General features: G+C 43.6%; 20 protein-coding genes. 11 read left to right on the top strand and 9 right to left on the bottom strand.

Annotation, left to right across the window (positions count from 1 at the left end; translation table 11 throughout):
• Positions 1-97 precede the first annotated feature (97 nt).
• A complete protein-coding gene (locus H6F63_RS17250; RefSeq protein ID WP_190638774.1) occupies positions 98-574 on the bottom strand; it encodes an NINE protein in 477 nt (158 codons plus the stop codon).
• Positions 575-609: 35 nt separating this feature from the next.
• Here H6F63_RS17250 and H6F63_RS17245 point away from each other — a divergent pair, with 35 nt between their 5' ends.
• The 3 genes from H6F63_RS17245 (at position 610) to H6F63_RS17235 (ending at position 2779) form a co-directional block, all read left to right on the top strand.
• Entirely contained in the window at positions 610-756 is a 147-nt protein-coding gene (locus H6F63_RS17245) for a hypothetical protein (RefSeq protein ID WP_190638773.1), read from the top strand.
• Between the two features lie 116 nt (positions 757-872).
• A complete protein-coding gene (gene acsF, locus H6F63_RS17240; RefSeq protein WP_190424573.1) occupies positions 873-1949 on the top strand; it encodes a magnesium-protoporphyrin IX monomethyl ester (oxidative) cyclase in 1077 nt (358 codons plus the stop codon).
• A 161-nt stretch (positions 1950-2110) separates the two neighbouring features.
• On the top strand, positions 2111-2779 hold the full coding sequence (locus H6F63_RS17235) for a hypothetical protein (RefSeq protein WP_190638772.1): 669 nt from the start codon (positions 2111-2113) through the stop codon (positions 2777-2779).
• Between the two features lie 820 nt (positions 2780-3599).
• On the opposite strand, the gene H6F63_RS17230 is transcribed toward H6F63_RS17235, so the two are convergent.
• Complete coding sequence (locus H6F63_RS17230) at positions 3600-3860, bottom strand: MoaD/ThiS family protein (RefSeq protein WP_190638771.1); 261 nt, start codon at positions 3858-3860, stop codon at positions 3600-3602.
• Positions 3861-4387: 527 nt separating this feature from the next.
• Between H6F63_RS17230 and H6F63_RS31045 the strand changes: the two genes are divergently transcribed.
• Positions 4388-6823, top strand: a complete 2436-nt coding sequence (locus H6F63_RS31045; protein WP_190638770.1) for a bifunctional serine/threonine-protein kinase/ABC transporter substrate-binding protein — start codon at positions 4388-4390, stop codon at positions 6821-6823.
• Positions 6824-6831: 8 nt separating this feature from the next.
• Here the strand turns inward: H6F63_RS31045 and H6F63_RS17220 are convergent, their stop codons facing one another.
• The 3 genes from H6F63_RS17220 to H6F63_RS17210 form a co-directional block, all read right to left on the bottom strand.
• A complete protein-coding gene (locus H6F63_RS17220; RefSeq protein ID WP_190638769.1) occupies positions 6832-7440 on the bottom strand; it encodes a J domain-containing protein in 609 nt (202 codons plus the stop codon).
• Between the two features lie 89 nt (positions 7441-7529).
• Complete coding sequence (locus H6F63_RS17215) at positions 7530-8123, bottom strand: ATP-dependent Clp protease proteolytic subunit (protein ID WP_190444705.1); 594 nt, start codon at positions 8121-8123, stop codon at positions 7530-7532.
• A 97-nt stretch (positions 8124-8220) separates the two neighbouring features.
• On the bottom strand, positions 8221-8880 hold the full coding sequence (locus tag H6F63_RS17210; RefSeq protein ID WP_190452496.1) for an ATP-dependent Clp protease proteolytic subunit: 660 nt from the start codon (positions 8878-8880) through the stop codon (positions 8221-8223).
• A 391-nt stretch (positions 8881-9271) separates the two neighbouring features.
• On the opposite strand from H6F63_RS17210, the gene H6F63_RS17205 reads away from it, so the two are divergent.
• Together H6F63_RS17205 and H6F63_RS17200 are read left to right on the top strand one after the other, a co-directional pair.
• Positions 9272-10513 (top strand): VWA domain-containing protein, encoded by a 1242-nt coding sequence (locus H6F63_RS17205; protein ID WP_190638768.1) that lies wholly within the window; start codon positions 9272-9274, stop codon positions 10511-10513.
• A gap of 29 nt (positions 10514-10542) precedes the next feature.
• Complete coding sequence (locus H6F63_RS17200) at positions 10543-11127, top strand: Uma2 family endonuclease (RefSeq protein ID WP_190638767.1); 585 nt, start codon at positions 10543-10545, stop codon at positions 11125-11127.
• A 231-nt stretch (positions 11128-11358) separates the two neighbouring features.
• Here H6F63_RS17200 and H6F63_RS17195 read toward each other — a convergent pair whose 3' ends face one another.
• Complete coding sequence (locus tag H6F63_RS17195) at positions 11359-12438, bottom strand: PIN/TRAM domain-containing protein (protein WP_190638766.1); 1080 nt, start codon at positions 12436-12438, stop codon at positions 11359-11361.
• A gap of 367 nt (positions 12439-12805) precedes the next feature.
• Between H6F63_RS17195 and hemW the strand changes: the two genes are divergently transcribed.
• Both hemW and H6F63_RS17185 read left to right on the top strand, forming a co-directional pair.
• Entirely contained in the window at positions 12806-14068 is a 1263-nt protein-coding gene (gene hemW, locus H6F63_RS17190) for a radical SAM family heme chaperone HemW (protein ID WP_190638765.1), read from the top strand.
• A gap of 99 nt (positions 14069-14167) precedes the next feature.
• Complete coding sequence (locus H6F63_RS17185) at positions 14168-14893, top strand: rhomboid family intramembrane serine protease (protein ID WP_190638764.1); 726 nt, start codon at positions 14168-14170, stop codon at positions 14891-14893.
• Positions 14894-15011: 118 nt separating this feature from the next.
• Here the strand turns inward: H6F63_RS17185 and H6F63_RS17180 are convergent, their stop codons facing one another.
• The gene (locus H6F63_RS17180; RefSeq protein ID WP_190638763.1) at positions 15012-15368 is read right to left on the bottom strand and encodes a hypothetical protein; all 357 of its coding nucleotides are present in this window, start codon (positions 15366-15368) and stop codon (positions 15012-15014) included.
• A gap of 839 nt (positions 15369-16207) precedes the next feature.
• Here H6F63_RS17180 and H6F63_RS17175 point away from each other — a divergent pair.
• Positions 16208-18613: an NACHT domain-containing NTPase gene (locus tag H6F63_RS17175; protein WP_190638762.1), complete on the top strand. Its 2406-nt coding sequence runs from the start codon at positions 16208-16210 to the stop codon at positions 18611-18613.
• A gap of 539 nt (positions 18614-19152) precedes the next feature.
• A complete protein-coding gene (locus H6F63_RS17170) occupies positions 19153-19359 on the top strand; it encodes a hypothetical protein (protein ID WP_190417087.1) in 207 nt (68 codons plus the stop codon).
• Between the two features lie 208 nt (positions 19360-19567).
• On the opposite strand, the gene H6F63_RS17165 is transcribed toward H6F63_RS17170, so the two are convergent.
• Both H6F63_RS17165 and H6F63_RS17160 read right to left on the bottom strand, forming a co-directional pair.
• Complete coding sequence (locus H6F63_RS17165; RefSeq protein WP_190638761.1) at positions 19568-19705, bottom strand: hypothetical protein; 138 nt, start codon at positions 19703-19705, stop codon at positions 19568-19570.
• A 151-nt stretch (positions 19706-19856) separates the two neighbouring features.
• The gene (locus H6F63_RS17160; RefSeq protein WP_190417092.1) at positions 19857-20282 is read right to left on the bottom strand and encodes a hypothetical protein; all 426 of its coding nucleotides are present in this window, start codon (positions 20280-20282) and stop codon (positions 19857-19859) included.
• 478 nt (positions 20283-20760) lie between these two features.
• On the opposite strand from H6F63_RS17160, the gene H6F63_RS17155 reads away from it, so the two are divergent.
• Positions 20761-20964, top strand: a complete 204-nt coding sequence (locus H6F63_RS17155; RefSeq protein WP_190421500.1) for a hypothetical protein — start codon at positions 20761-20763, stop codon at positions 20962-20964.
• The last annotated feature ends 559 nt before the right edge of the window (positions 20965-21523 follow it).

Genomic DNA, 21523 nt, shown 5'->3' with positions numbered 1-21523 from the left:
CTGACGAAGGTAGAGACGTTATATACAACGTCTCTACCTTCGGCTTTAGCTCCAGGTAACACCTGTAGGGCGTATTGCAAGTATTGGATAAACTCCTTTACAACTCAATGAACTCGTAAATAACGATGCCTGTTTCGGGATGATTGTCAATCATAACGTAGCCACTTCTAACCATGTCTTTCAACGTGGCTTCTACCTGGGTAAAGTTAAGCCCAGTTTCCATTACTGCTTGGGTGACGGAAAGTTTACCCCCTCTAACAGCAGCAGCTTTCAGAAGTTTGAGCATCATTTCGTCGCGGGTTAGCTCTTGCTTGGTAAGAGCGATCGCAGGCTGCGATAAAGGCACACCATTGGCAGATACCCCCAATTTGGCTTGAGACAGGGCGTTATGCTCCTCTACCATTCGGGGAATCAAAAATAAATCCACTACCTGCCCGACACCAAATAAACCAAAAGTAAACAGCCACAGCAGACCAGTCCCGATTTTTCCATTGTAAAGGCGATGCAGCCCCGCTATGGGCGGGGAAAATAAACAGCCGAGCCAAAGAAAATAGGCAGTGGAGACATTGTTCATAAAATTCCCGCTTTGCTTCAGGTATCCTGGTTTCAATGATAGATATTTTGTTTTGGGAATTGGGAGTTGGGGAATTGGGAATTGGGAATTGGGAATTGGGAATTGGGAAAAATCTTACCCAGTCCCCAGTCCCCAGTCCTCAGTACCCAGTCCCAGCCCCCAGCAAATGTGACAAAAGTTGAAACTGCTTAGCAAGTCTTAACCGAACAGGTAAGCGATCGCTACCCTGGAGATTGGTAGACTGGAACGCAGGCGAAGAGTGAGAGCGACAGAATTTATAACAAGAGAGAAAGAGAATATGGTGGATTCCCTCAAAAAACCCAGCTTTGAAGAATTAAGACCAGGGGTGAAAGTACCAGCAAAAGAAACTTTGCTGACACCTAGGTTCTATACCACCGACTTTGATGAAATGGCGAAGATGGATCTCTCGCCGAATGAAGAAGAACTTAAAGCGCTGCTGGAAGAGTTTCGCGCTGACTACAACCGTCACCACTTTGTCAGAGATGCAGAATTTGAACAATCCTGGGATAGCATCGACGGGGAAACTCGCAAATTATTTATCGAATTCCTAGAACGTTCCTGCACAGCAGAATTCTCCGGTTTCCTGCTATACAAAGAACTGGGACGGAGATTGAAAGACAAAAATCCCCTGTTGGCGGAAGGCTTTAACCTGATGTCGCGGGATGAAGCACGTCACGCAGGTTTCCTGAATAAGGCGCTGTCAGACTTCAACCTGTCGCTAGACTTGGGATTTTTGACCAAGACTCATAAATACACCTTCTTTAAGCCAAAGTTCATCTTCTACGCTACCTATCTGTCTGAGAAAATTGGCTACTGGCGCTACATCACAATTTATCGTCATTTGGAAGCACATCCCGAAAACCGGATTTATCCGATTTTCCGGTTCTTTGAAAACTGGTGTCAGGATGAAAACCGCCACGGTGACTTTTTCGATGCGGTAATGCGAGCGCAACCCCAGTTTTTGAACGATTGGAGGGCGAAGCTGTGGTGTCGGTTCTTCCTGCTGTCAGTGTTTGCAACAATGTACCTCAACGATATTCAGCGTTCCGGCTTCTACGCCTCACTGGGATTGGATGCACGGGACTATGATATCAAAGTGATTGAAAAGACCAATGAAACAGCAGGACGTGTTTTTCCAGTAATTTTGGATGTGTCAAAGCCGGAATTTTATCAACGGCTGGATGTTTGCATCAACAATAACGAAAAACTGGGCGCGATCGCTAACTCCAACACCCCCAAATTCCTGCAATTCTTCCAGAAGCTACCGTTCTACGTTTCCAATGCTTGGCAATTGCTGCGGTTATACCTGATGAAGCCGATTGACATGACATCAGTACACGGCACAGTACGCTAATTTTAGGCTTTTTTAACTGAAGTGGTTTTGCACAAAGCAAAGCCACTTTTTTTAACGCAAAGGTACGGTTGACGCAAAGGTATGCAAGGAGGTTAATCTGGCTCTGCGTACCTTTGCGATTCCCTTCGCTACCTAAAGCGTTTAAACCTCAAAATTTTTGCATGAGATTAAATTATTGGTGGCTGTTAACATTCGGTATAAGCTTGATCGGGATACCTCCTGCATCAAGCCAAACCCAACCACAAGCGACACCGGAAAAAATCGAAAATAGTCCAGCCTTGCAGCGGTGGCGAGAAAAAGTACCGAATGTTTTAGAAGAAATTCGTAATGACCCCAGCTTCCGTACCAGAGTAAGGCTGGGTTACTCTCAGTTTCCCTCCTCTGGGCAAGCGGGGGGAGTAAATGTTGGTGTGGAAGATTTGTTTATTGGTCGCACTGGTTTAACGGTTAGTGGCGACTATCAGGGAACCTTTGAAGGGGACAGGAGTGCCTACGGGGTAGACTTGCGATATTACGTGCGTCCCTTGGGCAGTTACGTCAACTTTGCGCCCGTCGTAGGCTATCGGCATCTGGAAACTGACAAATATTCGACGGATGGCGTTAATGTCGGTGCAAGAGTGTTGCTAGTTTTGTCTCGCACTGGTGCCGCAGATATCTCTTTAACTCAGAGTTGGGTTGCTCCAGCCACCAGTGAAGAAGTCGGGATCACAACGCTTTCTGTAGGCTATGCCTTCACCCGCAATTTCCGCTTATCGACTGACATCCAGAAACAAAACGCCCGACAACAAAAAGATAGTCGCGTTGGCATTGTTTTGGAATGGATGCCTTAATTTGGGATGGAAATAGGCCGAAGGAAGGGAAGCGATCGCTTTGCCCCTGACTTCGGCCCGGACTGTAAAGATTTTTTCAATTAAATTTCAGCTTTTTCCCGAAACGCAGCCAACACTTGTGAAGAAAAATAATGTGCTAGTTGACAGCGCTAACAAATTGTGCTGATAGACAGCATTACTGAAAGGATGATGGTTCTACTCCATAAAAGAGCAAAAACAAGCTGCATCGCGCATCGACGATAACAACCTCTTGAGAGTGCGTTAAGCAATAGCGTCAGGTTTCCAGCTTGCAATTCCCATCTACCTTCGGCATTTACTTTGGAGGTGTTCGCTCTCATGCCATGTTCTTGCAGATCCGACTCTTTCTCTCAACAGTCATGCTGCTGCTGCAATCAGCGCCGTGAGCCTGCCCTTGGCGGGTTTGGTTTTGGAATAATGATCGTTATCGCCGTCCTGCTGGGTAATGCGATTATAGCCGAGCAGCCTCAGCTTTCGGAAACGACCACTCCCATCAATACAACTGTTGTTAACTAATGCGTTGCCTAAGAGGATGTCTCACAACTGTCAAAAGTTAGCTTGATCCCCCCCAGCTCCCCTTTTTAAGGGGGGAGAATCAAGTCTTAGTCCCCCTTAAAAAGGGGGATGCAAGGGGGATCTCGACCGTTTAAGCGTCTCGATTATGACTTTTCAGACATCCTCTAAAAGCCAACACTTAGCGACCTAACCTAATCTATTAAGCTCAGACAATGCGAGGCTAAACGAAAAGACGCGATGTTTCTCGCGTCTTTTCGTTTGATGAATCCAAAATCCTTGCATCGGGTCAGCCGCCGCTGACTGGTGGAATCAGCACAACTTCATCACCATCTTGGATAATGGTATCTGGCTCAACGAATTGGAGATTTACACCGAAGCGGGTAAATTCGCGCCATTTGTTGAGTTCTGGATGCTCAGTCATGAAACTATCTAGCACTGCTTTGACGGGTGTATTTGGCGGAAATTCTCGCGACAGTTCCGAAACTCCATAAGCTTCTTGATAGGCGGCGAATAATTTGACGGTAATAGCGATCGCTTTTTGGGACATAGGAACTGATGCTCTTCGATTGTCATTAGATTAGCGCGATCGCGCTAATTTTGGCTTACGCGATCGCGCCTTAGTAACCACTGGTAGTAGTTGGTATATTATGGACTGCCAGCGAGGGAGCATCTACTACAACCTTCATCAAGAATGCGAGCGCTGGGATTTTTTCAATGGTGTAGGGAGAAACTCTTCAGGTTCGTCCTTTTTTCTTAGACTAATCTAAATCATACAGAAGCTTGGCAAATATTTAGGACAAAATGATTGTCAGACGAATTCAATATCTCAATTAAAGGATAATTTTTAACTATAATTTTCCACCAACATAAGCTCAGCCATCCAACCATTAGGACGTTGTTCCCTGATCTAAAAGCTCTCCCGAAAGCAACAGAGTTATTTTCACGCTTCCATCAGTTGGGAAAAGTTTGTTATAAGGAACTTTAATTAAACGATTATTTAAGAAATTAACTTACTTTGCGCCAGCAACTATAATACTATAACATTCCCACTTTAATCGGGATGGTGTATTCGTCGTGAGTTATTGCATCAATCCCACCTGCCTTCATTTCGATAACCCTGCGAATCAACTCGCTTGTCCTAGCTGTGGGCCAGAAATCTTAGTTACAGGACGGTATCGAGTAATTAAACGTCTGGACAAAGGAGGCTTTGCTCACACCTTTGAGGTGGAGGATACGTGTCGCGGAGGTACGCGAAAAGTCCTGAAAGTTTTGCACATTGACTGCGATAAGGCAATCTGCCTATTTCAGCGGGAAGCAGAGGTACTAAAGCATCTGAATTTTCAAGGTATTCCTAGAGTCGAGTCAGATGGATACTTCAAAATCGATCTTGTAAATAGCAACAAGCCATTGCATTGTCTGGTAATGGAGAAAATTGAAGGAAGCAATTTGAGAGACTGGTTGAATCAAAACAACAAACCCATCACCCAACAGCAAGCTTGCGAATGGTTAAAACAAATAACAGAAATTTTAAACAAGATACATCAACACAATTATTTCCATCGAGATATTAAGCCGTCTAATATTATGCTGCAACCTGATAATCAATTGGTATTGATTGATTTTGGTGCAGTACGAGAAGCTACAGAAACCTACTTGCATAACTTACAAGGAAAAGGTTGCACAGTAATTTTTTCCCGTGGGTACACGCCTCCAGAACAAGTAAATGGCAGAGCTGTTCGTGCATCTGATTTTTATGCTTTGGGGCGAACTTTTGTTCATTTGCTCACAGGAATATCTCCTGATTTGCTACCTGAAGACAATGAGACAGGTCGCTTAATTTGGCGAAACAAAGCGCCGCAGGTTTTGCCAAGCTTAGCAGATTTGATTGATGACATGATGGCTCCCTTACCTCCATACTCAACAAAACGTCCGAGAAATTCACACGAAATTTTGCAACGGTTAAAACAAATTGAGAAACGAACCAGTAGCAGCTTTCAGCTTATGCAACCTTCCCGAAAGCCCCTAATTCTTCCTAGCAGTAATAATATAAATGAGGAAACTACAACGCTTTTCAAACAGCAAAATAAAAAACTTACACTAGCAATTTTAGCTGGTGCAATTTTACTGTCGGCAATAGCAGTAATAATCTATATAATAAACCCGCCCAAGGCTTGCGATAAAGTTATCGGGGACAATTTAAGTTGTGGAGAAGAAGTTTTAGTTCCCGATTCTGAAGTATCGTTTAAACAACAGGGAGTGCAAAAAATCAAAGAGGGTAAATATCCTGAAGCTGTTAGCTTATTAAAAAAGGCACGCGAAGAACAACCAAGCGATCCTGAAACTTTGATTTATCTGAATAATGCCCAACTTGGAAACCAAAAAGCTTACACTATTGCGGTTGTTGCTCCCATAGGCAAGAGTTCAGACACAGCAATGGAAATGATGCGAGGAGTCGCCCAATCCCAAAATGAAATAAATCAGGGAAAAAAGATTAATGGTATTGGTCTTAAAGTGTTAATTGCAGATGATGCAAATAACCCTAAACAAGCTCAAGAAGTTGCCAATAGACTGGTGAAAAGAAGGGATCTTTTAGCAGTTGTGGGCCACTATGCCAGTGAAGTGACGTTGGCAGCTGTGCCTGTTTATCAAGAACACAAATTGGTAGTAATTTCCCCTGGTAGCACATCAGAAGAACTTTCACGCTGGGGCGATATTCCCAATCACGTTTTCTTTCGTACCGTACCGAATACGCGAGTGGCTGCCCAATATTTAGCAAGCTACTTACTAGCTCAAGATAGTTACCAACAAGCAGCAGTTTTTTACGCTCCTGGGAGTAATTTTAGCCGTTCTTTACGAGAGCAATTTCTCATTAGCTTTACTGCTAGCGGTGGAAAGGTGGTAGCGGAAGCTGATTTGTCTAAACAACAGTTTAATGCAAGTGCAGCGATCGCACAAGCACACAGGCAAAAAGCTACAGCCCTGGGCGTATTTCCAGATGGTGGAACCACTGCTTTTGGTATTAGTAATACTTTAAGATTAATTAGAGCTAATCGGGGCGATTATTGGATAGTGGGAGGTAGTACCCTCTACAGTCCTGATACTTTACTGCTGTTAGGAAAAGATGCTTTGAACCGCTTTGTGGTGGTTGTAACATGGCATCATTTAGAAAGCCATGACAACCCAGAATTTCCCCAAGCGGCTAGGAATTTATGGAGAGGTGATGTAAGTTGGCGCACAGCTACGGCTTATGATGCTACTCGTGCGTTGATAATAGCTTTAGAAAAACAATCATCACCGAGCCGTGTTAGTTTGCAACAAGCCTTAGCAGACAAAAATTTTAAAGCCCAAGGAGCTACAGGGACGATTAGTTTCCGAGGTGGCGATCGCAATGAGCCTATTTCTACTTTGGTTAAAGTAGTTCGAGCCAATTGCTCAACCGATAGTTACACTTTTGTACCTGTGAACTATCTCCCAACGAAAGCTAACAGCTTAGAAAATTGCAAAAAATAAACAAAGATTCAAAAAAGCTGCTCTAGACGGCGAAAATCTCGCTCAACCTCAGCCCAGAGGGAACGGTTGTGGGGGTCAGTTTTCAAGGCTTTTTTTAGATAAATTCTTGCCTTATCAAGTTGCTTTTCAGCTATTAGTTGACGACCCCACTGCTGATATGCGATCGCTTGCCACTGACGAACTTCCGGATCTTGTGGTAGACGTTGAGCGAGTCCTTCAATCAGAGCGATCGCTCGCGCAAAACGGCGATATTTCAGCAACTGTTGCAACTGCTGATACGAACTCCACTTCAGTTGTTGATCCATTTGCGACAACTGGGGAGTCTTTGGCAGTTGCGCCTCCTTGCGAGTAATCTTGGTGACGGTTGGTTGAGGTGGCGTTTCTCCGACTGTCTCTTGTTGGCTTGATTCCTCCTCTTGGGTTTCCGACGTTTGCACCACGCCGAGAAGGAACTTGTAAGCCTCAGTCAACTCAATAAACTTATCTTGAGCTTGGCGATTGCCAGGATTTGCATCAGGATGATATTTTCGTGCCAAACGCCGATAAGACGCTTTAATTTCTGCAAAAGATGCCCCTGAGCCTAACCCCAACAATCGGTAACAATCTGCGAGGTTCATCAGAGGTATCTTTAAGTATCTTCTTCCAATTTTTGTTTATAGTTTCCATTGCCATTGTAGAGACGCGAGGAGCATCGCGTCTCTACTTATTACAGACGTTCTTCAATTACGCGGTCAATCAAACCGTATTCCTTAGCTTCTTGAGCAGATAGGAAAAAGTCACGATCCATATCTTTCTCGATTTTCTCGATGGATTGACCTGTTCTGTCAGCATAAATCTGGTTCAGTTGGTGACGAATCCGCAGAATTTCCTTAGCCTCGATTTGAATATCTGTGGCTTGTCCCCGCGTACCGCCGGAGGGTTGGTGGATCATAATCCGCGAGTGAGGCAAAGCAAGGCGTTTGCCTTTTGTGCCAGCTGCCAACAGAAAAGAACCCATCGACGCAGCTAAGCCCACACAAATTGTCACCACATCAGATTTAATGTGCTGCATGGTGTCATAAATAGCCATGCCAGATGTGATCACACCACCAGGAGAATTGATATAGAGGTAGATGTCCTTACCTGGATCTTCTGAATCCAGATAGAGCATCACCGCAACAATCTGGTTAGCCAGTTCATCGTCCACATCTTCACCCAGGAAAATAATCCGTTCCCGGTAAAGACGATCGTAGATGTTAATCCAATCAGTATATTGTCCCCCTGGCATCCGGTAGGGAACTCTAGGGTAGCCAATAGGCATGGTACAAAACTCCGTTTTTGAATCTTTGAAATTGGTGTCTAAAAAATTAAAAATTAAAAATGAAGCATTGCCTTTTTAATTTTTAATTTTTAATTCTTTAGATGACGCCTGCGGGAAGCGGTGTTGGTAAGTCTGCTTTACTCTCCAGAACCCGGTCAATCAAGCCATATTCAACAGCTTGATGGGGTGTCAGGTAGTAGAGCCGATCCATATCCTTAGAGATTTTTTGTTTTGGCTGACCCGTATGGCGCGATAGGATATCAAGCATCGTTTCCTTATTAGCCAACACTTCTTTAGCGCGAATTTGAATATCCGTCGCTTGACCGCGAGCGTAGCTCTTGGTCTGGTGCAGGATAATCGTGGCATGGGGGAGACTAGCTCTAAAGCCTTTGGTTCCAGCTGACAGTAGCATCGCCGCCATCCCCATCGCCGAACCGATGCAGATGGTGTGGATGGGCGGCTTAATGTAGTTCATCGTGTCACAGATGGCGAAGGCTTCAGTTTCAAAGCCAACGGGTTCACCGTCATAACGCGAAGTGCCAGTGGAATTGATGTAGATTTTGATCGGTTTTTCGGGGTCTTCGTACTGCAAAAACAGTAGCTGAGCGATAATTAGTTTCGTTACCTCTGGCACCAAGGGCGTTCCCAGATAGACAATCCGCTCCTTCAATATCATGGAGGGTAAATCTGGTGGCGGTGTACGGTAGAAGTTATCGCCGTAGTAAGGAGCTTGAACAGCCTTCATGGGTGAGTTCATGGCGTTGTATGAGCGGTCAATAATGGCGCTATCTTTAATTTGACATTAAATTCCGGTGTACCCCACCGTACTGCTTGGATTCTAGCAGTTTTGCTTTCATTACCGCTTACGGTTAAGGTTCGGTCTTAGGATACAAGGATTTGGAATCTAAGGATGCAAGGATAGGGGATTAGTAATGGATAATCGGTAATTACCACTGTCCCACTTTTCCGTGTTATTTAGCGTTTCTACCAAGAGTGGTAATTTTCGTGGTGAGTGCTTCCCCAGGGTTAGGCTGCAAGCTATTGTGGAAAATAAGTTCTGTAACTATTTGCGGTTCATTTTCCGTAGCGGCGGTATTTTGCGTTGTGGTTAGTCAGATCGTGTCTTCTCCTGCCAGGATTCAAGTGTTATGAGAGTTGGTTTACAGCCTACCCTGAATGATGCCAATATTGACGCAACTCAAGGGAGTAGCCAGCGTCAACTAGAGATTTCAATTTCTGCGATCGCCAGCGAGTTTGAAGGTCGCGCTCCCTTAAACTTATGTTTGGTTCTTGACCACAGTGGCTCGATGAACGGACGCCCTTTGGAAACGGTGAAACAGGCAGCTGTAAGGCTGGTGGAGCGTCTCGTACCAGGCGATCGCATTTCTGTAGTTGCTTTCGACCACAGAGCCAAAGTCCTCGTCCCTAACCAAGTCATAGACAACCCAGAAAACATCAAAAAGCAGATTAATCGGCTCACTGCTGATGGGGGTACTGCCATTGATGAGGGTCTAAAGCTGGGAATTGAAGAACTGGCAAAGGGCAAAAAGGAAACCGTTTCCCAGGTTTTCCTGTTAACCGATGGCGAAAATGAGCATGGCGACAACAACCGTTGTCTGAAATTTGCCCAAGTAGCTACAGGTTACAATCTGACGTTGAACACGTTGGGGTTTGGCGCTCACTGGAACCAGGACATATTGGAGAAAATTGCCGACGCCGGGGGGGGTATGCTGTCTTATATTGAGCGTCCAGAGCAGGCGGTGGATGAGTTTGGGCGCTTGTTTAATCGCATCTCTTCGGTGGGACTAACTAACGCTTACCTGCTACTGTCTCTGATGCCGAAGGTACGGCTTGCCGAACTCAAACCGATTGCCCAAGTTGCTCCAGATACAATTGAGTTGCCAGTGCAACAAGAAGGCAACTCCTTAGTGGTGCGTCTGGGAGACTTGATGAAGAATGTGCCGCGAGTCATCTTAGCTAACCTTTACGTTAGCCAGTTGTCAGAGGGTCGTCAAAATATTGCGAGTGTACAAATCCGCTACGACGATCCCACCCAAAATCAAACTGGGTTACTTTCCCAAATGATCCCAGTCGAGGCGAATGTTGTCCGGAGTTACCAACCCGCACCCAACCAGCAGGTGCAACAGTCTATTTTGGCGTTGGCGAAATATAGGCAAACCCAGCTGGCAGAAGCGAAATTGCAACAAGGCGATCGCGTTGGTGCTGCGACAATGTTACAAACTGCCGCCAAAACTGCCCTACAAATGGGAGACAATAGCGCCGCGACCGTCCTGCAAACCAGTGCCACTCGCCTGCAATCAGGAGAAGAACTCTCAGAAGCCGATAGGAAAAAGACGCGGATCGTGTCTAAAACCATTTTGCAAGAATAAAACGCAAAGCTTAAAAGCGCGATTCGGTTATGACTCGAACACCCGTAAAACTTACCTTTGAGGAATACCTAACTTACGATGACGGAACCGACAATCGTTATGAACTTGTGGATGGCGAACTGGTAATGGTTCCATTGCCAACGGGCGACCATTCCGATGTAATTGATTTACTCTCAGATGCTATCAGGACAGAAATAGCAAGACAACAGCAGCCGTGGATAGTCAAGCGCGATGTGGGAGTTTATATAGGCATTAATCCGAAAACCGGAAAAGAACGTTCTCGTACTCCAGATTTATGTGTGGTAACAACCGCGCAGTGGGCTACTGTTAAAGCAGATAAGACTAGAGCCGCTGTTTTGAGAACTGCACCGTTACTGGCTGTGGAAATAGTTAGTCCTGGTTCTAAAAAGACAGATTACAAAACCAAGCAGGAAGAGTATAAAACAGTCGGGATTTATGAGTATTGGATTGTAGACTTGCGTCAATCCAAGGTTTCTGTATTGCTTTTGAACGAGCAATGCTATGCAACAACGGAATTTACCAGGACTGAACGGATTAACTCTCGGACTTTCCCAGAGTTAAATATAACGGCAGGACAGGTATTATCAGTTTGAAAGCGCGATCGCTATGTTCAACACGATAAAATCCTCGCCCCCTATCCCTTTTTCCTGGCTTTCCAAGTACCGCCGTAAATGTAGAATGGATTATTTTGGCTGATAGAAGGCCAACACTGCTGGCACACAAAAATCCATTGTTCAGACTCATCATAACGAACTCGAAAAAGAACCGATGCAGGTTCGCTGCATCGGTCGCATGATTTGACTCGTATGGCTCTCGACATCTGTCTAGACAGGAACAGAAGCCTGGGGTCTGGCAAAAATCATCCGTCCCGCCGAGGTTTGCAAGGCACTTGTCACCACGACTCGGACTTCACCACCCACGTAGTCGCGACCATCTTCCACAACTACCATAGTGCCATCGTCCAAATAGCCGACACCCTGCGCGGGTTCCTTGCCACCTTTGAGAATTTTCAGCTCAAGAGTGTCACCAGGCAGATAAATCGCTCTAATTGCCTGAGCCAAGTCGTTAATATTCAGTACAGGCACCTTCTGCAAGGTGGCAACTTTACTGAGATTGTAGTCGTTGGTTAACAGCGTGCCATTAATTTCTTGCGTCAAACGCACTAACTTAGCATCTACCGTAGCGATTTCATCATAGTCCGCTGGGTGGATGACAATGCGTTCTTGGTAAGCTGTTTTCATCCGGTTCAGGATATCTAACCCTCGCCGTCCCCGGATGCGCTTCATGTCGTTGGAACCATCTGCCAGTTGTTGGAGTTCCTGCAAGACAAACTGCGGCACTAAAAGTTGACCTTCTATAAAGCCAGTGTTCAGCAGTTCTTCAATGCGACCATCAATGATGCTGCTGGTATCCAAAACTTTTGTAGAGGCAGGCTTGAGGGTTCCTTCTGATACCAACATCGTTTCTACTGAGTGGGGACTGATCAGCCTCAGGAAGGAACGACCGTGGGTATCTGCTAAGGTGACACCCAAGAAGGAAAACATCACGCTGCCTAATATGGCAACCAAAGGCTTAATAAAAGCAAAATCGAAGGGCATTGGTAACAGGAAAACTGGTGCCAGCATCAAATTTGCTATTAATAAGCCAAGCACCAAGCCGACGGCTCTAGTCAGGATGACCTCTATCGGCATTTCGCGGACTTTCTTTTCTAGGCGGCGATAGGTTGTCTGCACCAGCAGCCCAGATGCACCCCCAATTATGGCGGCAAACCCAGCGAATACCCAGCGTAAAGCGTCCTGATTACTGACTTGATTGAGCATGCCACTGGGTAGCAATTCTATAGCGTCGAAACCGACTCCCGCCGCTGCTAGGATGAATAAAAGAATTATGAGTGCGTCAAGCATTGTTTCAAGTTGATTGGGATGAATGCTTCAATTTCTGGGAGCGGATCTCAAAAACTGATGCTTGTTTAGATTTACCGTTATATTATATCTTTTGTGTTATGACATTCACTTTTTGGATGAGGTTCAGTTAATATCAGCATCTCTATACAATTTGATTTTTTTTAATGAAGTCAATTGTTTTTTATTAGAGATAGGAAGCGAAAAATTTATCGAGTTCTTTAGCCTGCTGAAGGCTGGACTAGACTAGCGTCTGGGCTTAGGGCGGTGTGAGGTATAAAATTAAATAGCTGACGATAAATTTATTAAAGTTACAACTATTAATCAAATTTCTGAATATTTCATCGCTATATTGAGTATTGATGCAAACATGGTATTAAATTCTTTAAAGCCAGCTAAGAAATTTATTGATTTTGAGGTTCCCAGGAACGCTTATCTACATATCCCATTTTGTAGAAGGCGATGCTTTTACTGTGATTTTCCAGTGTCAGTGGTTGGGGATCGCAAGACTGGCAGCAACTCTGGGACAATTGAGCATTATGTTGAGGTGCTATTGCAAGAAATTGAAATAACGCCAGCGCTGGGATTTCCCTTAAAAACAATTTTCTTTGGCGGCGGTACTCCTTCGTTGTTGTCGGTGGAACAACTAGGGCGTATCTTGGATAAACTAGACGGTTGCTTTGGTATTGCCGCTGACGCGGAAATCTCGATGGAGGTAGATCCAGGGACGTTTGATGGGGAACAACTCCAAGGCTACCGCTCAACGGGTGTGAATCGAATCAGTCTAGGGGTGCAGTCGTTTGAGCAAAAGTTGCTAGAAGTCTGCGGGCGATCGCATACTGTCTCTGACATTTTTGCATCTGTGGAGCTAATCCGTCAGGTGGGGTTTGCCGACTTTAGTTTAGACTTAATTTCTGGATTGCCCCATCAAACCTTAGATCACTGGCAAGAGTCTCTCTTTAAAGCAGTTGCGATCGCTCCTACTCATATTTCAACTTACGATCTGCAAGTAGAACCTGTAACTGCCTTTGGGCGGCAATATCAACCCGGTGCTAAACCCTTACCAGAGGATGAAACCGCCGCCCAAATGTATCGCCAAGCCAGCGAAATCCTTACGGGTGCTGGTTACGAACATTACGAAATTTCTAATTACGCCCAGCCCGGTCATCAATGCCGCCATAATCGTGTTTACTGGGAGAATCGCCCTTACTACGCCTTTGGAATGGGTGCTGCAAGTTACTTGCAGGGGTGCCGTTTCACCCGTCCCCGCAAAACACGAGAATATTACGAATGGGTGCAACAGCTCTGTGAAGCTGGCGGGGTGTTGGACTATCCTCAGATATCAGCCTCTGAGGTATTGTTAGAAACATTGATGTTAGGGTTGCGTTTGGCAGAAGGCTTAAGTTTATCGACCTTGGCTGAACGGTTTGGCGAACAAACGCTCTCAAAAATTGGCAAATGTTTGCAACCCTACTATCAACAAGGTTGGGTAGAAGTTGTAACCGACGATGGGGAAGCGATTAAACAACAAACTCAGAAACTCCCAGCATCAGGGCGGATAAAATTAACCGATCCGGAGGGGTTCTTGTTTTCTAATGTCATTTTGGCGGATTTGTTTAGCCAGTTGGAATAAATTATCTTTTTTAAACGCTCCAGGTAACAAAGGTAACCGCCAAGGTACGCAAAATCAAATATTCCTCTGCGTACCTTGGGGTTAAAAACACCAAAATCCATGATTCCTATTACAGATAATATTGCCAGTCGCCGCAAGCCGATTATTAATTACTTCTTCATCGGTATTAATATTGCTTTCTTCTTGTGGGAGCTAAAGTTAGAAGTTGCGGGTGAACTTACTAATTTTATCCAACATTGGGGGATAGTTCCGGCTCATTTGAGTGCAGTGATATCAGATGCACTTAGTGGGAATAATCCTGCTGCGTGGTTTGCTGTTTTGATTGTTTCTAGTTCTCTGGTATCAGCGATGTTTCTCCACAGCAGCTTTAGTCAGATTCTGGGCAATCTCTTATTTCTATTTGTTTTTGGAAAGGGCGTGGAGAATGTTTTAGGGCATAGGAGATATCTAATATTCTACATAATGAGCGCCCTTCTTACTGGGGTTGTGCAAGTTTTAGTTGAGCCTACTTTAAGTGTGCCATTTATTGGAGCAAATGGCGCGATCGCATCTGTCATCGGTGCCTATCTTTTGAATTTTCCTAAAGCCAAAATTGACACTGTTCTACCCCTGATAGTTGTTTTTATTCCTATCGAACTACCTGCGCTGTTCTTCTTATTGTGGTGGTTTGTACAGCAGGTATTTTATGGAATCGGCAGCTTGAAAATTTCCAGTGCTGTTAATCCAGTTAATATTACCTACTGGACGCATGGAATTGGACTAGCGCTCGGAGTAATATTAGCGCGACTGATGGTTAAATATAAACCTTCTACGGCGATTTACTAAGGAATTATAAAAAAGTCAGGAATGAGGAGTAAATATTCACTGACAATTGTTGGTTGAGTTGAGACTACATTTCAACCCAACCAATTGCTCTAGCGATTCTAGGTAAGCTCTATCGATATCAACCAAACCAGTCAGAAGGAACATTCCCTGGGTAAGCTTCTGGCGGGATATGGTGTATAATCCAGTCAAAATTAGATTGGAGAATGTATTTTATACCCTTATGAATTTGATTTTCTATGTGCAGTCTTAGTTCTAAAGAACGATAAGGAAACTTAGGGTAGGCTATTCCTGGTTGCGCGTCCTCAACAACTGTGTAAGTGCTAGGAATTGTGCTGAGTACATAAGCGATGAGTTTTTCTCGTAACTCAGGAATAGCAAAAGCTTTTTGATAGGGATCTTCTGGATAAGTATCTAAGGTTGCTTCAATTTCATCAGTTACGATTGGCAAGGCTAGGTTGACAAGTGTTATGCTCATATTTTAAAATCCCAAAGAACGAGTTTGAAACAAGTAAAGATTTTATGTGTATAAATAATTATTCCTTGTATCTTCGTAGTTTATTTCTAATATTTTATCTACCTTCCAAATTTTATTAACCTTCGTTTTCAACTACAGTTAGTTTTTTTGCTGGCACTTTTAAATCTGGATGGGGATGCTTTAGTTCCTTCCTTTCCCAGATCCTCAATCTAATCCACTGGAGTAAATTTAGCTTCCGGTTCGATAATAAAAGGATTAAAGTAGTAAATACAGTTAGTAATATTCGTAAAAACTTAGACCCGCCAAGCCACTCTTGTTTAAGTAAGAGAAAAATATTTTCAATGGGCTTGATAAATATCAGACGAGGTTTTGTTGCTTCGGCAATTTTTGGTCAGACGATTACCTCAGATGCAAATATTTTTTTTATTCTTCCGTCTATTGATGGCAGGTACGTTTTAGCGATTCATTTGCATCTAAAAGGGTATTGAGTTAGCTGTAAAATTGCTGAGTTACAATGTAAAAAAAAGATGGATTCTAGGTTTACAAAATCTGATTGTACGGAGTATTGTTTGTCTACCTCTGGGCCTGGTTCTTCAACTTGCTGCATAGACTCTCCTCCACAGATTGCCTCATAGCATAAAATATTCGTGTATGAAATAAAGTTTGGACAAAGAATCAAATCATGTATGATTTGTAGCATTTGTTTTAGAATTATTAATTATTTACAAAGATTGCTCTAACATCGTAGTGAAGCTTAAGATTAATCGCAGTATATTTAAAAAAATAAAGTATGGTAGCCTAAAAAATATATAAAAAATACAGGGGTTGACCTCTGATTTATGGCTAAACGCTCTATTCAAGTTTCTTCACAAGCTCTCAAACACGTAAGGCAAGCCTTTGCCCGCAAGGGCTGGACGCAAGAAGATTTAGCTGTTGAGGTTGGGTTAAGAACTCGCCAGCCAGTGGGGAGATTTTTGGCAGGCAAACCTGTGGAGCGTCGGATCTTTATCGAACTTTGCTTTCAGCTGGATCTCAATTGGGAAGAGATTGCCAATCCAATCAAAGGTGAAGGAGCTGAGCAAATAGAGAATGTTCGCAACAATGGCTGGGAGATTGATACTTTGGTGGAGCAGGTGCGATCGCTCTACCGAGACAAAATTCAAGAACAGTGCGGTACGCTGCGCCTGTTGGATATTGCGCGACGGGTTGGCGTAGACAATATTTATATCGATGTCAATATTCTAGAGGAGATCACCAGTCAACGTTGGTTGGAGATTTCGGACTTGGTGCAAGGCTTTAATCCAGATGCAGACGAGTTCGATCGTTTTGGCTTGAGTCGGGTGCGTCAAGCAAGAGTTTTAGGGCTTGAGGCAGTAGAAAGTTATCCTAAGCTGATGGTGCTGGGTAAACCGGGTTCTGGTAAAACCACATTTCTGAAATATGTGGCTATTCAGTGTAACAAAGGCGAGTTTCAAGGATACCGAATACCAATTTTTATTAGGCTGAAAAATTTTGCTGAGGATGCCAGCGATGAAGGCAGTTTCAGTTTAGTAAACTACATTAGTCAAGAACTTGGTAGCTGCGGAGTTTCGGAGGCTCTTGTGGAAACTTTGCTTTTGCAAGGTAAAGCTTTAATTTTGCTAGATGGTTTGGATGAAGTTCAACACCAAAATAGCGAAGAAGTTCTGAAACAAATTCGCAGATTTTCCCAAAAGTATTACAAGAATCAGCTAATTATCTCTTGTCGAATTGCTGCCCAGTTTCCTCGATTGCCGGGATTCACAGAAGTTGAAATTGCAGACTTGAATCCAGAGCAGATTGAGTCGTTTTCAAAAAAGTGGTTTGTAGAAGTTGGTAGAAGTTCACCCCCAGAAGGTTTAGCTACGGCAAATCGGTTTCTGGAAAAGCTGAAGCGACCAGAAAATAAACAAATTCGAGAACTAGCAGTCACACCAATTTTACTAAATTTGACTTGTTTAGTTTTTGCGATGAAAGGGGAATTTCCCTCGAAACGCTCCAATCTATACGAGCAAGGATTGGATATTCTCCTTGTTAAACGAGATGAAGCTAAAGGCATTAAACGGAATGAAGTTTATCGAAATTTGTCTTTGCCACACAAGATTAAGCTGCTGACTCAGGTTGCAGCAATCACTTTTGAGCAAGGTTATTACTTTTTTGAACAAAGTAAAATCCAGCAACTGATCGCAGACTATTTGAGAACTTTACCCGATTCCCAGTCCGATCCGGAGACGTTGCGCCTGGATAGTGAAGCAGTGCTCAAATCTATTGAGTCTCAATATGGTTTATTGGTAGAAAGGGCGCGGCAAATTTACTCGTTTTCTCATTTGACTTTTCAAGAGTATTTGACTGCGAGACAATTTGTTGCTAGCTCTAATCCACAAGCTTTGGAACATTTGGTTAATCATGTTGGCGAAAAACGTTGGCGGGAAGTGTTTTTGCTGGCAACGGGAATGTTACGGAATGCTGACGATTTGCTGCAATTGATGAAGCAAAAAATTGATGCGATCGCAGCTTCTGATGAAAAGGTACAGGAATTACTCAGAGGTATCAATAAGAAAACTCTTTCAGTCGAATATATCCAGCAACCTGCGGCTATTCGAGCATTTTACTTTTCCCTTGCGTGCGCCTTTGACCATTCTCTGGCTTCTACCCTGAGCATTGGCCCTGTTAGCTTTTCTTTTCCTACTGTTCCTTTCTTTCCGTTACCACTTTACCTTTGTCTTGCTCAAGCTATTGACGGTGACGTTGGGATGGATGATGACTTTGCTTATGCCTTAGACTTTTTTCTGAATCGTGATGCTTCTGGTTTGAATAATACTGATGCGCTGGATCGGGCGATTAATCGCGTTCTAGATTGTGCGATAGATTTTGCTCTGGCTTTGGATAGCGATCGCGCTCGCGAGTTACGGCGCAGCCTGCAACAACTCAAAGCTGAATTACCTAATCCAGATAAAGGTTTACAAAGATTTAAGACATGGTGGCAAGCGCAGGGACAAACTTGGACTGAGCTATTATCAGCCGCGATCGTGGAACATAATAATGCCAGTTACGATTGGCAGTTCAGCAATCAGCAGAAGCACTTGTTGAGGCAATACTACGATGCCAATAAGTTGCTTGTAGATTGCTTAAATAGCGATTGTGAAGTGACACCTGCCGTGCGATCGCATATTGAAGATACTTTATTATTGCCGATTGCGGCGATTGAAAAACTTAATTCTCTATAAAAAAGGCAACTCGCGGTCATTTTTGTGCCGCGTTCCCCAGCTTCAGCCTGGAGAATGCCTAATAGGAGACTCTGACTTAAAAATAGCTCATTTATACCTCTCCCTAACCCCACCCTTAATAGGGATGGGGCTTCAGTTGTAGGTTGAGTCCTTGCAACCTCACCCAATAAAATTGCCGGGTTTAGACGTTTAGCCTTTATAGGTTGGGCCGCAATAACCTCAACCAACAAGTGCTTATGGGTCTTGGCTTTCGTTCCTACAAATATTCTTAAGAGAACTGTATTGCTTTATGGGAGGCGATCGTCCCTTGAAAAGCGTTTCCAGGCTGATCCCGGAAACGAGAAGAATGTTGCGATCGCTTAACTTTCGTTACAGTGAACTACCACTATTGAGTTACCTAACTTAATCACTTTTTGTGATGAAATGCAATGTTTTAAGTTGAAACTGTACAACTTATAGCTACTTGTAAAAAATTACTTGCATACTAATTAAAGACAGACCAATCGCACTTGTGATTTTTTTTTTACGGAAACGCATTTATGAACACCTTAAACTCTCCAGTTTCAGCCTGTCGGTACTGTCAATTTTACGATCCAATAGGAAGAAGAGGCGGCTGTTGTAAGACTCTTGGTGTCTCAGTTCAAGCTGGATGGCAAGGTTGCCAATTAGCAATTCCAGTGTTTACAGCTGTATGTCCGCGTATGCAGGAAGCTTCTTCAGACCCTGATAAAGCAATTGTATTTTAGCACCCAAAAACACGTCAAGAGTCAGGAGTTACAAACCAGTAATTTGTCACTCAAAAATCGAAACTCTCCTTTGTATTACGTCCAGCAAGTTTCGCAACTAATGCAACTAAATTGGCAGGTTCGATAGGCTGGCAACCGTGCATTTAGAACCCTGCTAGGAAAGCTTGTTTAGATCTTCATCTCTGGCATCATCTGTCAATTTTCCGGATTAAAGCGTAGCCGTTATCTTCAGACATTGCACGCTCAACAATACATCTAACTCGAAACGTTCGAGTAGTTCTGGAGCGCTTGATCTGCCCATGCTGCTGTGACTGCGGCTTCCAAACTCCTCCGGAGCCGCAGTCATAAACTCGCAGGATCTGCACTATCATTCACAATCACGGCTTGCAACCAAGCTAGAGAAATGGGGAATTGGGAAGAGTCTTTCCCAGTCCCCATTTTCCAGTCGCTAATCCCAAACGGTATTGTCTAATATCTACAGCTACGGGACAAAATCGCTACCCATTACCCTCTGCCATATTTTCTAATTCCTGCTGAAGAAACTTTCCCCATTGCACTGCCAGAGGGATTTCTGTAAAAGGAACTTTCACAGCAGCAAGTGGAAATACAAATTCCAGCGAAGCAACGCGACCTTTACTAGGCGGTGAATCAAAGTCAACTTGCTTGTCATCCACCAGCAACCGGATAGCTTGCACATCATTCAGGGAAAATGTCTGCACCTCCACCGGGCCTTTGCGCGTGGGTTTTCCCCAAGTCAAATTACTGTCATTTTGAGCCAGCACTGCATAGATATCATACTTAGACCGCTCAAACTGCCCTGCCCAGCGGCGATATGCTTCAACTTTTTGATACTCGTTCCACCCTTGCCAAGCCAGCCAGATAAATGCTGCCAAGAGGGGCAACCACAAGAGACCTCGTTCCATCGTCGGACTTTTGCCCTCAAATTATCCTAATATCTTGCAGCCTAGCAGAGGTTGGAAGTAAAGCAAGCCCAGATCCAAAACTTTTGGGTTGTCTCTCGTTAGGAGTTTCTGACTGGGAATGCCTACACTAAGGCGGCCGCCTCAGATTCTCTGTTTCCTTTTCACCGCCGATCGGCGTTCCCATTTTCTGACTGGGAACGAGGATAAAATTATCCAAATCCTTTACCACGTAAAGGGTTTAGGCTTAAGGCTATTTGAAAAATTTAGGAAGATAACCAGTTTCCCTATAGTCAAATGTGACCCGGATCACTTGGGACAGTAAGAGGTAGTCACAATCTCTTAGCCAACGCGATCGCTTAAACTTTGGGATTTCAATCAAAAATTTACATCTAAAATGTCACATCTTGCTACAGGTTTCTATCACTTGATGTTCTTTATAAAAGCTTCATATTAAGAATATCGAATTTTACGAATCAGGATGCAATCTCAAATTGACCTAACCCAGTTCACTATTGAACAAGTGATTCATCAGATATTTACCTTTCGTAGAATTTCCCGCATGGATCAGCATCTACTCATGTCAGTGCTGCTATCCAAGGATTCCATCAGCGACCTGGAGAAAACTCTAATCGACAAAATGTTCGTTGCTGTGAAGCTTGGCAGACTGAGAATTGTCGATTAAAACCGAGCGTAACTTTACCAAGCATTTATATTTTAGCAAACTGCTTCTCATACTTTGGATAGTTGACAATGCCAAATAATTGCTAATTTATAAAAGTTATTTTTTCTTAATTACCACTGAGAAAAACTTATGGAACATATTCCTTAAAAAATATTCAAACTAACAAAAAGCTTTTTACCTTTCAACAATTTGAAAGTGCAGAAGTTACCTACTATCAAGGGGATATGATGGGGTGTTTCCTAAAAATTATAAGTATAGTTATTTTAATTATTATGATGCAAATGGTTAATATGAAAATGGTATTTTCCCTAGTAAAACAGCACAATATTATAGAATTTCAGAACTACGAACCGGCCGATTATGGCAGTCCAGAGATTAGCCAAGGTGCAGGGAGGCGTTAAAGAACAGCTGCTTTGCTAGGGGAGAGGGAGACAAGCCGATGAAAAAGCACATCAACATAAGAGTTATATAAATCTCAAAACTAAAAAATAATAAAAAAAATAAATACACCATCTGCCAGAGGCATGAGTTATCGTGGGGAGAAAACTGGCGATCGCGA

Origin of the sequence: Trichocoleus sp. FACHB-40 (genome assembly GCF_014695915.1) — a bacterium.
In the GTDB taxonomy this organism is placed as follows: Bacteria; Cyanobacteriota; Cyanobacteriia; order Cyanobacteriales; family FACHB-T130; genus Funiculus; species Funiculus sociatus.
This window is presented reverse-complemented; position numbering and strand designations above follow the sequence as displayed.

Coding starts and splice junctions, on each gene's coding strand:
- H6F63_RS17250 (WP_190638774.1), bottom strand. CDS start 574: ATGAACAATGTCTCCACTGCCTATTTTCTTTGGCTCGGCTGTTTATTT.
- H6F63_RS17245 (WP_190638773.1), top strand. CDS start 610: ATGATAGATATTTTGTTTTGGGAATTGGGAGTTGGGGAATTGGGAATT.
- acsF (WP_190424573.1), top strand. CDS start 873: ATGGTGGATTCCCTCAAAAAACCCAGCTTTGAAGAATTAAGACCAGGG.
- H6F63_RS17235 (WP_190638772.1), top strand. CDS start 2,111: ATGAGATTAAATTATTGGTGGCTGTTAACATTCGGTATAAGCTTGATC.
- H6F63_RS17230 (WP_190638771.1), bottom strand. CDS start 3,860: ATGTCCCAAAAAGCGATCGCTATTACCGTCAAATTATTCGCCGCCTAT.
- H6F63_RS17220 (WP_190638769.1), bottom strand. CDS start 7,440: ATGAACCTCGCAGATTGTTACCGATTGTTGGGGTTAGGCTCAGGGGCA.
- H6F63_RS17215 (WP_190444705.1), bottom strand. CDS start 8,123: ATGCCTATTGGCTACCCTAGAGTTCCCTACCGGATGCCAGGGGGACAA.
- H6F63_RS17210 (WP_190452496.1), bottom strand. CDS start 8,880: ATGAACTCACCCATGAAGGCTGTTCAAGCTCCTTACTACGGCGATAAC.
- H6F63_RS17205 (WP_190638768.1), top strand. CDS start 9,272: ATGAGAGTTGGTTTACAGCCTACCCTGAATGATGCCAATATTGACGCA.
- H6F63_RS17200 (WP_190638767.1), top strand. CDS start 10,543: ATGACTCGAACACCCGTAAAACTTACCTTTGAGGAATACCTAACTTAC.
- H6F63_RS17195 (WP_190638766.1), bottom strand. CDS start 12,438: ATGCTTGACGCACTCATAATTCTTTTATTCATCCTAGCAGCGGCGGGA.
- hemW (WP_190638765.1), top strand. CDS start 12,806: ATGGTATTAAATTCTTTAAAGCCAGCTAAGAAATTTATTGATTTTGAG.
- H6F63_RS17185 (WP_190638764.1), top strand. CDS start 14,168: ATGATTCCTATTACAGATAATATTGCCAGTCGCCGCAAGCCGATTATT.
- H6F63_RS17180 (WP_190638763.1), bottom strand. CDS start 15,368: ATGAGCATAACACTTGTCAACCTAGCCTTGCCAATCGTAACTGATGAA.
- H6F63_RS17175 (WP_190638762.1), top strand. CDS start 16,208: ATGGCTAAACGCTCTATTCAAGTTTCTTCACAAGCTCTCAAACACGTA.
- H6F63_RS17170 (WP_190417087.1), top strand. CDS start 19,153: ATGAACACCTTAAACTCTCCAGTTTCAGCCTGTCGGTACTGTCAATTT.
- H6F63_RS17165 (WP_190638761.1), bottom strand. CDS start 19,705: ATGACTGCGGCTCCGGAGGAGTTTGGAAGCCGCAGTCACAGCAGCATG.
- H6F63_RS17160 (WP_190417092.1), bottom strand. CDS start 20,282: ATGGAACGAGGTCTCTTGTGGTTGCCCCTCTTGGCAGCATTTATCTGG.
- H6F63_RS17155 (WP_190421500.1), top strand. CDS start 20,761: ATGCAATCTCAAATTGACCTAACCCAGTTCACTATTGAACAAGTGATT.